Here is a 12,233-nt window from a genome sequence, read left to right on the forward strand (position 1 = left end):
ACGCGAAAGCCGGTCATCCCGGCAGCCGGTACCCCATGCCCCGCACCGTCTCCACCCGCTGCGCCCCCAGCTTCTTGCGCAGCGCCCGCACGTAGACGTCCACGATGTTGGAGCCCGGGTCGAAGTCGTAGCCCCACACGTGGGACAGGATCTGCTCCCGCGACAGGACCTGCCCCGGATGCCGCAGGAACAGTTCGAGGAGCACGAACTCACGGGCCGTCAGGTCCACCGTCCGCTCACCGGCGCGGGCGCGGCGGGTGCGCAGGTCCAGGGAGAGGTCGCCGGACCGCAGCACCGTCACCTCGGGCGCCCTGGCCGCCGTACGCAGCCGCAGCCGTACCCGGGCGAGCAGTTCCTCGAAGCGGAACGGCTTGGTCATCCAGTCGTCCGCGCCGCCCTCCAGACCGGCCACCGTGTCCCGTACGGAGTCCCGGGCGGTCAGTACGATCACCGGGGTCGTCACCCGGGACTCGCGCAGTTCGCGCAGGACCGTGAAGCCGTCCCGGCCGGGCAGCCCGATGTCCAGGACGACCAGGTCGAAACCGCCGGTGCGGGCGTACTCGTAGGCGGCGTCGCCGTCGGCGACCGCGGTGGTGGTGAAGCCGTTGGCGCGCAGGCCCTTCTCGACGAAGGAGGCGATGCGCTCCTCGTCCTCGACGATGAGGATGCGGTTCATGGTCGTGCCTCTTCCAGAGTGAGTACGAAGGTGGCGCCGCCGCCCTCGGTGGCGCGCAGGTCGACCCGGCCGCCGTGGCCCTCGGCGATCGCCCGCACGATGGACAGCCCGAGTCCGGCGCCCGTGCCGCGCACCCCGCGCCGGGCCGTGCCGCGCCGGAACCGTTCGAAGATCACCTCGGCGTCCTGCGGCCGGACTCCGGGGCCGGAGTCGGCGACGTACAGCTCGATGTGCGGGCCGTCGGCGCGGGACCCCATGCGGACGGTCTGACCGGGCGTGGTGTGCTGCACGGCGTTCTGCGCGAGCTGCACCATGGCCTGCGTGATCCGCTGGGGGTCCAGGTGGGCCTCCCGGTCGGCGACCTCGGCCAGCACCCAGTCACGGTCGCCGAGGGTGCGGGCCTTGACGTAGACGTCGGCGGTGAGTTCGGCGAGCTGCACCGGCTCGGGGGTGACGAAGTCGGGGCGTTCGGCCTTGGCGAGCAGCAGCAGGTCCTCGACGATGCGGCTCATCCGGTCCAGTTCGTCGGTGACGAGGCGGACGGTCTCCTCGCGCTCCGCCGGATCGTCGCCCATCAGTTCCAGGTGGCCGCGCACGATGGTGATCGGGGTGCGCAGTTCGTGGCCGGCGTCGTCGACGAACCGGCGCTGGGTGGCGAAGGCACGCTCCAGCCGGTCCAGCATGGCGTTGAACGTCTCGGCGAGGGCCGCCACATCGTCGCGGCCGTGCACCGGGATGCGCCGGGTCAGGTCCTGCTCGGTGAGCTGGGCGGCGGTCGTGCGCACCAGCCGTACCGGTTTCAGGATGCGGCCCGCGACCACCCAGGCGATGCCGGTCGTCATCAGCAGGGCGACGCCGGAGATGGCGAGCAGGACGCGGAACACCTCGTCCGCGCGCGCCTGTTCGCGGCCCGGGTGGAAGGCGACCACGAACGCGGCCGCCGGTTCGCCGCCGTAGCGGGCCACGGTGACCTTGGCCCAGCGGATCTCGCCCTCGGGCCGGTGCAGGGTGCCGGTGGAGTCGGGGGAGGCGTGGATGCGGCGCCGGGCGTCGGCGTCCCGGTGCAGGGGCCGGCCGACCGGGATCTCGCGCTGCTGGATGATCTGCGTGGGCCTGCTGCCCGCCTCGCCCACCAGGCCGACCAGTTCCTCGTCCAGGTCGGCGTACTGCCGCTCCAGGAAGACCCGCAGCAGCCGGCCCGGGTCGGTGAACGGGCGGCCCGTCTCCGGGTCGAAGCCCTGCTCCTCGAAGTTGGCGAACTCGCCGGCTTCCTGGGCGAGCAGGCCGTTGATCCGCTGGTCGGTGTCGCGCAGCAGGATCGAGCGGGTGGTCGCCGCCACCGACGACAGCGCGACCGCCATCACGAGCAGCAGCCACAGCAGGATGCGGACCCGGGCCGAGATCCGGCGGCGCTCGCGCTCACCCGTCGCCGGGTCCGTCGTCCCCCGCTGTGTCGTCCGCAGAGTCCCCGGTGTCCCCGGTGTCCCCGGCGTCCCGGCCCCGGTCGTCGTCATCGTCGTCATCCGAAGGGCCGTCGGTGACCGGCGGCCGCGTCACCACCTGGTCGCTGCGCGTCGGCTCGGGCGAGGAGGAGGCCGGCTCCGGGGCGGGGGAGCCGCTCTCCAGCTCCACCTCGGCCGGGACCCGGGGCTCCTGGGGACTGTCGGTCAGGGCGAAACTGGTCGCGGCGATGCCGAGCGGGATCAGGACGACGGCCGCCAGGGCCGCCATCCGGCGGGAGAAGACCATGCCCCGGATTCTGCGCGGCGGATCCGGTGGGCGGGATGAGCCCCGGATGAAGAACTCTTCATCCGGGACCGCGACGCGCGGCGCGGCACCGACTCAGTTGTCGAGCCCGATCGCGAACGCCGCCTCCAGGTCGTGCTGCGAGTACGTCCGGAACGCCACGTGGGTGTCCGTGCCCTCCACGCCCGGGATCTTGCTGATCCGGCCGGGGATGACCTCGGCCAGGTCCTCGTGCCGGCTCACCCGCACCATGGCGATCAGGTCGTAGGTGCCGGTGACGGAGAAGACCTCGCTGACGCTCTCCAGCGCGGCGATCTGCTCCGCGATCTCGGGAATGCGGTCCACGCTGGTCTTGATGAGGACGATCGCGCTGATCACGGCTGGTTCTCTCCCTCGGGCGCCGCCACTGGAACGCCACCAACTCTAGTCGTACGTCCGAACCGCACCCAGGCGAAGGCGAAGCCCAGCCCGAAGCCCACCAGGTGCGCGAGGTACGCCACCCCCGGACCGTCGCCGGCCCGCCCCGCCGCCATCCACTGCAGGGTCACCCAGAACGGCAGCACGACCCAGGCCGGGAAGCGCAGCGGCAGGAAGAAGAGGAAGGGCAGGAGGCTGGTCACGCGGGCCCGCGGGAAGAGGAACAGGAACGCGCCGAGGACCGCGGAGATCGCCCCCGAGGCGCCGACCAGGGACTCCTGGGAATGGGCGTTGGCGCCCGCGTAGCCCAGCAGGGCCAGGTAGCCGCAGCCCAGGTAGAACAGGGCGAACTGGAGCCGGCCCATCCGTTCCTCGGTCATCGCACCGAAGACGTAGAGGAAGAGCATGTTGCCCAGCAGGTGCACCCAGCCGCCGTGGACGAACAGCGCCGTGGCCGGGGTGAGCGCCGACCCGGGGGAGTCCTCGAACAGTTCTGCGGGGATCACGCCCCAGCGCCGGAAGTAGGCGCGCTGCGCCGCCAGCAGCTCCTCCCCGGTGCCGTACACCGGGTTCAGGCCGGCCGCCGGGCTGAGCAGGAACAGCAGGCAGCAGAGCGTGATCAGCGTGTACGTCACCGGTGCCGTCCGGCGCCCGGACGGGCGGGCCGGGGCGAGCCTCCTGACCGCCCCGACCGTTCTGCGGACCGCCGTGCTCCAGTTGCGGATCATGACTACAGAGCATGACGTAACGGGCGCAAGCGGCCATAGCGCCTCGCCGCCGTGGACACGCGGGCATCGGGTACCCGCCAGGCCGTAGGGTTACGTGCCACACGCACCGGGGGAGCCCGGCGCGTCACCGACACTGGAAGAGAGCGAACAGCCACGATGACGGTTCCCCTGCCGACCGACACGACGCGGTGGCGCTGCACCCTCTGCGGCAACCTCACCCGCTTCGACGTGACCCGGGCCTCGAAGGTCGTCGAGTACGTGCACCTCGATCTGGCCGGCGAGCCGACGGTGGAGGAGCGCGAGGTGCTCAGTGAGACCATCGAGTCGGTGCGGTGCCGCTGGTGCAACGCCGTGGACCAGGTGGAACTCGTCGACAGGCCGGATGCCGCCTCCTGAGCGGAGCGGCCCCGCACAAGGCGATTCCGGCCCGGGATCGCCCTGAGACATTGGGGTGACGGATGGTGGAGACACACGGCGGGGGGCCGGGCGACGGCGCCGCTGAGGTGCTCGACCGCCCGCTGCCCGACGGCGTGCGCCGCCGGGTCGTGCAGATCGTGTCCGACGGCTTCGGCTCGCTCACCCTCGGCGAGCTGCCGGCACAGCTGAGGCAGTACGCCAGGTTCGCCCCGAACCGCCGGGCCAAGTTCGCCGGCAACGCCATGGCCGCCGCCGTGGAGACCGACCCGCTCTTCCGCCAGCGCATCGGCGAGAAGCTCCGCGACGCCCAGCCGGAACTGGCCGGCGCCTTGGACGCCGGGTCCGCGCTCCCGGCCGCCGACCCCCTCGACGTGGCCGCCGCCGCCTACGTGCTGCGCCCGCACGGCTGGGTCAAGCTGGTGACCGCAGCCGGCGAGGAGGCACAGCGCGCGGACGCCGAGCGCGCCGGCGAGGAGAGCCGCGCGGAGCTGGAGCGGCTGCACGAGGAGCTGGCCCGGGCCCGGGAGCACACCAGAACCGAGACCGAGCGGCTGCGCGCCGAGCTGGACGCGGCGAAGCGCGAGAGCGAGTCGCTGCACCGCAAGCTGCGCTCGGCCCTCAGCGACGTCAAGCGCGGCGAGGCGGCGCTGCGCAAGATCCGGGCCGAGGCGGACGCCGTCCGCACCGAGGCACACACCCAGGTGTCCGCCGCCGAGAGCGAGACCCGGCGGCTCAAGGCCCGCCTCGGGGAGGCGGAGGCCGCCCTGGAGGCCACCCGCAAGGCCGCCCGCGAGGGGCGCAGCGTCGAGGACATGCGCGTACGCCTGCTCCTGGACACCCTCCTCGACGCCACCCAGGGACTGCGCCGCGAGCTGGCGCTGCCCCCGGTGTCCGTGCGGCCCGCCGAGACCGTGGACGCGGTCGAGCCCGGCCGGATGACGCCGAAGGACATCGCCAACCGCGCCCTGTCCGAGAACGACCCGGCCGTCCTCGACCAGTTGCTGGCGCTGCCCCAGGCCCACCTGGTCGTCGACGGCTACAACGTCACCAAGACCGGCTATCCGCAGATGCCGTTGGAGAAGCAGCGGCTGCGGCTGCTCGGCCAGCTCTCCCAGCTCGCCGCGCAGACCGGTGCCGAGATGACCTGTGTCTTCGACGGGGCCGAACTCGTGGCGCCCGTGCTGCTCGCGCCGCCGCGCGGGGTGCGGGTGCTGTTCTCCAAGCCCGGGGTCACCGCCGACGAGCTGATCCGCCAGCTGGTGCGGGCCGAGCCCCCGGGCCGGCCGGTCATCGTCGTCTCCACCGACCGCGAGGTCGCCGACGGCGTGGCGCGCGCGGGCGCACGCCCGGTGGCGTCCGCGGTGCTCCTCAAGCGGCTTTCCTAGGCCCGCGTCGGCTTCCAGCCACTTCTCTTCGCTTCCGCACCAACCGCAACATAGGCGTTGCATGCCCGAATTGACGGAACCGTCACGCAACGTAGTGTCAGGTGGACGTCACTGCAGGTGAGTTGTGGCAAATAACGCGGTGCGTAACCGTGATTTTTCGGCGGAGGATTTGAACTGATCACGAGTGGGTCACTAGGGTCATCCTTCGAACCCTCGAACGGGTGATCCCTCTCAAGAAGGAGCTCGTCTCCGTGGCGTCCCACCGTCGTCCCAAGCAGCCGAGCCGCACGCGTGTGACCGTGCTCACCACCGCTGCCGCCGCCGCCGTCGCCCTCAGCTCCCAGGCCGCCAACGCCGCCCCGAGCGAGAAGCCGAGCAAGGACGAGGTCAAGGCGAAGGTCGACAAGCTCTACGAGGAGGCCGAGCAGGCCACCGAGAAGTACAACGGCGCCAAGGAGAAGCAGGAGAAGCTCCAGAAGGAGATCTCCACCATCCAGGACAACGTCGCCCGCGGCCAGGAGGAGCTCAACGACCTGCGCGACGGCCTCGGTTCGATGGCCAGCGCCCAGTACCGCTCCGGCGGCATCGACCCCTCCCTCCAGCTCTTCCTGTCCGCCGACCCGGACAACTACCTGGACAAGGCCTCCACCCTCGACCAGCTGAGCGGTCAGCAGGTCGAGGCGCTGAAGAAGATCCAGGTCAAGCAGCGCGACCTCGCCCAGCAGCGCTCCGAGGCGTCCGAGAAGCTCAAGGACCTCTCCGCCACCCGCACCGAACTGGGCAAGAAGAAGAAGGAAGTCCAGGGCAAGCTCTCCTCCGCGCAGAAGCTGCTCAACACGCTCACGGCGCAGGAGAAGGCCGCCCTCCAGGAGGAGGAGCAGCGCGCCAACCGCACCAGCGAGCGCCAGGTCCTCACCGGCGGAAGTTCCACTCCCGCCTCCGGCCGGGCCGCCGCCGCCTTCGCCGCCGCCCAGAGCAAGATAGGCACGCCGTACGTCTACGGTGCCACCGGCCCGTCCTCCTTCGACTGCTCGGGCCTGACCTCCTGGGCGTATGCCCAGGCCGGCGTCGGCATCCCGCGGACCTCCCAGGCCCAGACGGGCGCGGGCACCCGCATCTCCTCGATGAGCGACCTCCAGGTCGGCGACCTCGTCTTCTTCTTCAGCGACCTGCACCACGTCGGCCTCTACGCCGGCAACGGCCAGGTCCTGCACGCGCCGCGCACCGGCACGAACGTCCGCTACGAGTCGATGGGCACCATCGGCGGTCCGTTCATGTTCGGCGTACGCGTCTGACCGTGTGCCGCGCGCGGGGCTGAGCCGATGCCCTGCGCCACCCGAAGTCGTCCCCGCCGTGCCCCCGTTCGGGCGAATCACGGCCGGGGCCTGTGACCCCCGCCCCGCCGGTGACCTGCGTCAGCGGCGGGGCGTCGCGCTTCGCGGCCCCGGAGGTCGTTGGCCGGTGCCCCGCCGCGGGGTTACTGTCTGCCGCGTTTCCCCGTCCGCCAGCGGAAGGAGTGCGGCTTCCCGTGGGGTCCCATCGCCGCCTTGCACCAACCGGGTTCGACCGTGGCTCCACCGCCGCCGTCGGCCTGCTCTCCGTCGCCGCCGCACTCCTGGGCGCCGTACCGGCCACGGCCGCCCCGCACGACGACCGGCGGGCGGAGGTGGACCGGCTCCACACCGAGGCGGAGCAGGCGACCGAGGCCTACAACAAGGCCGACGCGCGCACCGACGCGCTGCGCGAGGAGGTCTCGACCGCGCAGGAGTCCATCGCCCGGCAGCAGGAGCGCGTCAACACCATGCGGGACGCGCTCGGTTCGCTGGCCGGCGCCCAGTACCGCTCCGGCGGCATCGACCCGTCGCTGGCGCTGCTGCTCTCCGCCGAACCGGACGACTACCTCGACCGGGCCTCCGTGCTCGACCGGATCACCACCCGCCAGGCCGGCGAGCTGAAAGAGCTCCAGCAGGCCATGCGCGACCTCGCCCAGGACCGTGCCGAGGCGGCCCGCAAGCTCGCCGAGCTGGAGAAGGGCCGCAAGGCCGTCGCGGCCCACAAGAAGACCGTGGAGCGCAAGCTCGCCAAGGCCCGCGCACTGCTCGCCGCCCTGCCGGACGACGAACGCGCCGCCTACCGGCGCGGGTCCCGCTCGGGCCGCGAGGACCTGACCGCCCTGGCCGGTGCCGCCGCTCCCGCCTCCGGCCGGGCCGCGGCCGCCTTCGCCGCCGCCCGCTCCGCCCTCGGCAAGCCCTACGTCTGGGGCGCCAACGGCCCCTCCGGCTTCGACTGCTCGGGCCTGACCCAGTGGGCCTACGCCCAGGCAGGCGTCGGCATTCCGCGCACCTCGCAGGCGCAGTCCGGCGCGGGGCGGCGGGTGTCCCTGGCCGAGGCGCGGCCCGGCGACCTGGTCGCCTACCGCGACGACGCCAGCCACATCGGCATGTACGCCGGCAACGGTCAGGTGATCCACGCGCCCTACCCCGGCGCGCCGGTGCGCTACGACCCGGTCGGCATGATGCCGGTCTCCTCGGTCACCAGGGTGTGACGTCGATGGGGGCCGCTGGGCCTACGGAGCCCTCTGGTCCCTCTGGTCCCTCTGGTGCTGCTGGTCCTGCTGGTGCTGCTGGTGCTGCTGGTCCTATGGGCCCTACGGCCTCCCGCGGCTCCTGCGGCCTCTCCGGCCGCCGGTGGCTCGGTGGCTTCTGATCCACGGCGGCCTGTTGGGCCTCTCCTGCCGCTTCGGCCCCTGTGGCCTCTTCATCACCGGCGGCCTGCCTATTCGGTCTCCCGCGGCTTATGCGGTCTCTCCGGCCGCCGGTGGCTCGGTGGCTTCTGATCCACGGCGGCCTGTTGGGCCTCTCCTGCCGCTCCGGCCCCTGTGGCCTCTTCATCACCGGCGGCCTGCCCTTCGGCCTCCCGCGGGCCCTTCGGCCTCCCGCGGGCCCTTCGGCCTCCCGCGGGCCTCCCGGCCCCGTGAGCCCTCCAGCACCCCCCACAGCCCCCTCCCGGCCCCCGTGAGCCCTCCCGCACCCACGCCCCCTCCCGCCCCCGTGAGCCCTCCGGTCCTCGCGGCTTTCGGCGCTCGCGCCCGGTGCTTTCCGCTGTGCCTCGCCCGTACGATCGGGAAGGTGGCTGGTCGAAGGCGGGTGTCGGGGTTCTCGGTGGTGGCGCTGTGCCTGCTGCTCGTCGGGCTCGTGGCATGCGGCGGCCGCACCGTGGCCGACCCCGCGCGGGCCGACGTCCAGCGGGTCCTGGACCGGCGTGCGGCGGCCGTCCTGGCCCACGACGCGGCCGCCTACGCACGCACCGGCACCGGTACCGGCTTCGGCAACCTGAGCGCGGTCCCGCTGGCCGCCTGGTCCTACCGGGTGCGGGACGTGGACCGCGCCGGCGACACCGCCACCGCCGACGTCGAGCTGCGCTACCGCGTCGAGGGCTACGACCGGGGTGCCGTCGCCACCGGCCGCACGGTGCGGCTGAGCCGGGACGGCACCGGCGGGCGGTGGTCCGTCGACTCCGACCGGCCGGCGAAGAAGTCCGGCCAGCAGCCCTGGGACCAGGGCGCGGTCGAGGTCGTCCGCGGGAAGCACAGCCTCGTCCTCGGCGTCGGGCAGCCCACCGGGACCCTGCGCCGCTTCGCCGGCCTGGCCGACCGGGCGGTGCCCGCCGTCTCGGACGCCTGGGACGGCGCCTGGGCCCGCCGGGTGGTCGTGGTCGTGCCCCGGTCGCTGGAGGGCATGGCGGGCCTGCTCGGCTCCCCCGCCTCGTCCTACCGGGGCATCGCCGCCGTCACCACCGGGGAGACGGGCGGCCGGGAACACGCCCCCGCGGACCGGATCATCGTCAACCCCGACGCGTACGGGCTCCTCGGCGACCTCGGCAAGCAGGTGGTGCTCACCCACGAGACGACCCACGTCGCCACCCGCGCCGACACCACCTCCGCCACGCCGCTGTGGCTCTCCGAGGGCTACGCCGACTGGGTCGGCTACCGCGACAGCGGACGCCCCGCCGCCCAGGCCGCCCCCGAACTGGCCGCCGCGGTCGCCGGAGGCGAGGTGCCGGCGCGGCTGCCGACGGACGAGGACTTCGGCTTCACCGCCGAGGCGGAGGAACTGGCCCGGGCGTACGAGGGCGGCTGGCTGGCCTGCCGGATGATCGCCGAGCAGTGGGGCGAGGACCGGCTGGACGCCTTCTACCGCTCCGTGGGCGCGCACGACGAGCGCGCCGGCGCCGTCGAGGACGCGATGAAGAAGGTGCTCGGTACGAGCTCGGAGGACTTCACGGCGCGCTGGCGGGAGTATCTGCGGACGGGGCTCGGCTGACGGGTCCGGACGGCTCCCCGGCCGCATCCGGGGCCCCGCGCCGCACCGTGTCCCGCCACAGGGCACGGGCACCGACGAGGGACGCGGCCACCAGCAGGCCGTTGCGGACGAACAGGAGCGTGATGCCGAGCGGGGTGCTCGTCACGACGTCGCCGAACAGGAGCGGGAACTCCAGCACCGTCACCAGGCTCGCCACCAGCACCAGGGTGACCGGCACCCGCATCCGGCTCGACCGGAAGCACCAGCAGACCGCACCGATGCCGATCAGCCACACCAGGTACTGGGGACTGATCACCCGGCTCGTCACCGTGAACATCAGCACCGCCACGAAGGCCGCGTCCGCCGCCGTGTGCGCCGCGAACCGCTCAGCCACCGACCGCCGCGCGGCCACCAGCCGCCACAGCAGCAGCCAGCCGAACGCCACCGCGCTCAACCCCAGCGAGACCGTGCCCACCGTGCCCACGTGCGGGCCCAGGAACTCCATCGAGCCGTAGTTCAGCAGCACCCCGCCCTCCCAGCCGAAGTGCCGGGCGACGTGGAAGACCAGCGAGCCCAGCGACTCCACCTCGACGCCCCGCTCACGCTGGAACGTCAGGAACGCGGACGCCCCGGGCATCGACACGGCGAACAGCGCGGCGAGCCCGGCACCGCTCAGCACCGCGGACACCCACGGCGCCCGCCCCCGCATCCCGAGGAGCACCAGCGCCGGCCACACCTTCAGCAGCGCCCCGAGAGCCGCCAGGCCCCCCGCCACGCGCGGATGCCGCCCGGCGGCGAGCAGCGCGGCCACCGCGACGGCGGTGACCATCACGTCGTAGCGGGCGTACACCGTCGGACCGAGCAGCGGTACGCCCACCACCCACACCCACGCACCGCGCCGCGAGCGCCCCGCCCCCCGGCCCGCGTGCCACAGCAGCGCGAGGACGGCGGCGTCCGTGACGCAGACGAGGACGAAGAACGCCGTCGCGTACTCCAGGAAGGGCAGCAGGGCGGGCGAGAGGATCGCGAAGGCCGCGGCGGGCGGGTACTGCCAGGTGACGTCGTCCAGCGGAAACGTTCCGGTGCGCAGGACGTCGTACCAGCCGTGGTAGATGACGGACACGTCGCTCGTGACGTCCGGACCGGGGAAGACCAGCACCTTCAGCACGAGCAGCATCAGCACCAGCCGCGAGGCGCCCCAGGTCGTCAGCAGCCACACCGGTGACCGCCCCGCGTCCTTCGTCTTCACGTGCTCCCTGCCCGTCCGTGCCCGCCGGTCCATGCCTGCCTGCTGGTGCGGACATGATGACCCGGACAGTCGTGGGCGTGCCACAGGAGGCGGCCGGGCCCAGCATCCGGCGGCCGGTTCGGTAGGGTCGGCGGCGTGCGAAAGACCTTGATCGTAACGAACGACTTCCCGCCCCGCCCGGGCGGCATCCAGGCCTTTCTGCACAACATGGCGCTGCGCCTGGACCCCGAGCGGCTGGTCGTCCACGCCTCCACGTGGAAGCGGAGCCGCGAGGGCATCGAGGCCACCGCCGCCTTCGACGCCGAACAGCCCTTCACGGTCGTACGGGACCGTACGACGATGCTGCTGCCGACGCCGGGCGCGACCCGGCGGGCGGTGGGCCTGCTGCGCGAGCACGGCTGCACGTCGGTGTGGTTCGGGGCGGCCGCGCCCCTCGGCCTGATGGCCCCGGCCCTGCGCAAGGCGGGCGCCGAGCGCCTCGTCGCCACCACCCACGGCCACGAGGCGGGCTGGGCCCAGCTGCCCGCGGCCCGCCAACTGCTGCGCCGGATCGGGGAGTCGACCGACACGATCACCTACCTCGGCGAGTACACCCGCTCCCGCATCGCGAGCGCGCTCACGCCCGAGGCCGCCGCCCGGATGGTGCAACTGCCGCCCGGTGTCGACGAGAAGACATTCCACCCGGCCAGCGGCGGCGACGAGGTGCGCGCCCGCCTGGGACTCACCGACCGCCCCGTCGTCGTCTGCGTCTCACGCCTGGTCCCGCGCAAGGGCCAGGACACCCTGATCCGCGCGATGCCCCGCATCCTCGCCGCCGAGCCGGACGCCGTCCTGCTCATCGTCGGCGGCGGCCCCTACGAGAAGGACCTGCGCCGCCTCGCCGTCGAGACGGGCGTGGCCGCCTCCGTCCACTTCACGGGCCCCGTGCCCTGGTCCGAGCTGCCCGCCCACTACGGCGCCGGGGACGTCTTCGCCATGCCGTGCCGCACCCGCCGGGGCGGCCTCGACGTGGAGGGCCTCGGCATCGTCTACCTCGAAGCCTCCGCGACCGGCCTGCCCGTCGTCGCCGGCGACTCGGGCGGCGCGCCCGACGCCGTACTCGACGGTGAGACGGGCTGGGTGGTCCGCGGCGACGACCCGAACCAGTCCGCCGACCGCATCACGACCCTCCTGGCCGACCCGGAACTCCGCCGCAGAATGGGCGAACGGGGCAGGTCGTGGGTCGAGGAAAAGTGGCGCTGGGACCTGCTTGCGCAGCACCTGAAGGCCTTGCTGTGACGCAGGGTGCTCTTTGGGAAGCAAGGGGCGGGTGCA

At 73.2% G+C, this 12,233-nt stretch carries 12 protein-coding genes; 6 read left to right on the plus strand and 6 right to left on the minus strand.

The features are described 5' to 3' along the window. Positions 1 to 13: 13 nt before the first annotated feature. The 5 genes from ABS735_RS06950 to ABS735_RS06970 all read right to left on the minus strand — a co-directional run bounded on the left by ABS735_RS06950 (position 14) and on the right by ABS735_RS06970 (position 3,567). Positions 14 to 676 (minus strand): response regulator transcription factor, encoded by a 663-nt coding sequence (locus ABS735_RS06950; RefSeq protein ID WP_373901986.1) that lies wholly within the window; start codon positions 674 to 676, stop codon positions 14 to 16. Beyond that, positions 673 to 2,190 carry a sensor histidine kinase gene (locus ABS735_RS06955; protein WP_373901987.1) on the minus strand — a complete coding sequence of 506 codons (1,518 nt, stop codon included), beginning with the start codon at positions 2,188 to 2,190 and terminating at the stop codon, positions 673 to 675. Before ABS735_RS06955 ends, ABS735_RS06950 begins: the two co-directional genes overlap by 4 nt. Continuing rightward, positions 2,096 to 2,425, minus strand: coding sequence for a small secreted hydrophilic protein (locus ABS735_RS06960; RefSeq protein WP_373901988.1), 330 nt, complete (start codon positions 2,423 to 2,425; stop codon positions 2,096 to 2,098). The genes ABS735_RS06955 and ABS735_RS06960 overlap by 95 nt, the downstream gene beginning before the upstream one ends. Positions 2,426 to 2,518: 93 nt before the next feature. Beyond that, a complete protein-coding gene (locus ABS735_RS06965; protein ID WP_031035777.1) occupies positions 2,519 to 2,800 on the minus strand; it encodes an Lrp/AsnC family transcriptional regulator in 282 nt (93 codons plus the stop codon). Beyond that, complete coding sequence (locus ABS735_RS06970) at positions 2,797 to 3,567, minus strand: rhomboid family intramembrane serine protease (RefSeq protein WP_373901989.1); 771 nt, start codon at positions 3,565 to 3,567, stop codon at positions 2,797 to 2,799. Before ABS735_RS06970 ends, ABS735_RS06965 begins: the two co-directional genes overlap by 4 nt. Positions 3,568 to 3,723: 156 nt before the next feature. Here ABS735_RS06970 and ABS735_RS06975 point away from each other — a divergent pair, with 156 nt between their 5' ends. The 5 genes from ABS735_RS06975 to ABS735_RS06995 all read left to right on the plus strand — a co-directional run bounded on the left by ABS735_RS06975 (position 3,724) and on the right by ABS735_RS06995 (position 9,691). Next, positions 3,724 to 3,963, plus strand: a complete 240-nt coding sequence (locus ABS735_RS06975; protein ID WP_030402115.1) for a hypothetical protein — start codon at positions 3,724 to 3,726, stop codon at positions 3,961 to 3,963. 62 nt (positions 3,964 to 4,025) lie between these two features. Continuing rightward, positions 4,026 to 5,369 carry an NYN domain-containing protein gene (locus ABS735_RS06980; protein ID WP_373901990.1) on the plus strand — a complete coding sequence of 448 codons (1,344 nt, stop codon included), beginning with the start codon at positions 4,026 to 4,028 and terminating at the stop codon, positions 5,367 to 5,369. Between the two features lie 251 nt (positions 5,370 to 5,620). After that, positions 5,621 to 6,664: a C40 family peptidase gene (locus tag ABS735_RS06985; RefSeq protein WP_373902324.1), complete on the plus strand. Its 1,044-nt coding sequence runs from the start codon at positions 5,621 to 5,623 to the stop codon at positions 6,662 to 6,664. Between the two features lie 233 nt (positions 6,665 to 6,897). Beyond that, positions 6,898 to 7,914 carry a C40 family peptidase gene (locus tag ABS735_RS06990; RefSeq protein WP_373901991.1) on the plus strand — a complete coding sequence of 339 codons (1,017 nt, stop codon included), beginning with the start codon at positions 6,898 to 6,900 and terminating at the stop codon, positions 7,912 to 7,914. 583 nt (positions 7,915 to 8,497) lie between these two features. Then, positions 8,498 to 9,691, plus strand: coding sequence for a hypothetical protein (locus ABS735_RS06995; protein ID WP_373901992.1), 1,194 nt, complete (start codon positions 8,498 to 8,500; stop codon positions 9,689 to 9,691). Here the strand turns inward: ABS735_RS06995 and ABS735_RS07000 are convergent. Further along, a complete protein-coding gene (locus ABS735_RS07000; RefSeq protein WP_373901993.1) occupies positions 9,648 to 10,919 on the minus strand; it encodes a glycosyltransferase 87 family protein in 1,272 nt (423 codons plus the stop codon). The two genes, ABS735_RS06995 and ABS735_RS07000, sit on opposite strands and share 44 nt — an antisense overlap. A 135-nt stretch (positions 10,920 to 11,054) precedes the next feature. Between ABS735_RS07000 and ABS735_RS07005 the strand changes: the two genes are divergently transcribed. After that, a complete protein-coding gene (locus ABS735_RS07005; protein ID WP_373901994.1) occupies positions 11,055 to 12,197 on the plus strand; it encodes a glycosyltransferase family 4 protein in 1,143 nt (380 codons plus the stop codon). The last annotated feature ends 36 nt before the right edge of the window (positions 12,198 to 12,233 follow it).

This window comes from Streptomyces sp. MMCC 100 (genome assembly GCF_041538145.2).
Taxonomy (GTDB): Bacteria; Actinomycetota; Actinomycetes; order Streptomycetales; family Streptomycetaceae; genus Streptomyces.

Bases quoted from the DNA above. Each gene is read 5' to 3' on its own strand.
- ABS735_RS06980 (WP_373901990.1), top strand. From the start codon at position 4,026: ATGGTGGAGACACACGGCGGGGGGCCGGGCGACGGCGCCGCTGAGGTG.
- ABS735_RS06960 (WP_373901988.1), bottom strand. From the start codon at position 2,425: ATGGTCTTCTCCCGCCGGATGGCGGCCCTGGCGGCCGTCGTCCTGATC.
- ABS735_RS06955 (WP_373901987.1), bottom strand. From the start codon at position 2,190: ATGACGACGACCGGGGCCGGGACGCCGGGGACACCGGGGACACCGGGG.
- ABS735_RS06950 (WP_373901986.1), bottom strand. From the start codon at position 676: ATGAACCGCATCCTCATCGTCGAGGACGAGGAGCGCATCGCCTCCTTC.
- ABS735_RS06970 (WP_373901989.1), bottom strand. From the start codon at position 3,567: ATGATCCGCAACTGGAGCACGGCGGTCCGCAGAACGGTCGGGGCGGTC.
- ABS735_RS06975 (WP_030402115.1), top strand. From the start codon at position 3,724: ATGACGGTTCCCCTGCCGACCGACACGACGCGGTGGCGCTGCACCCTC.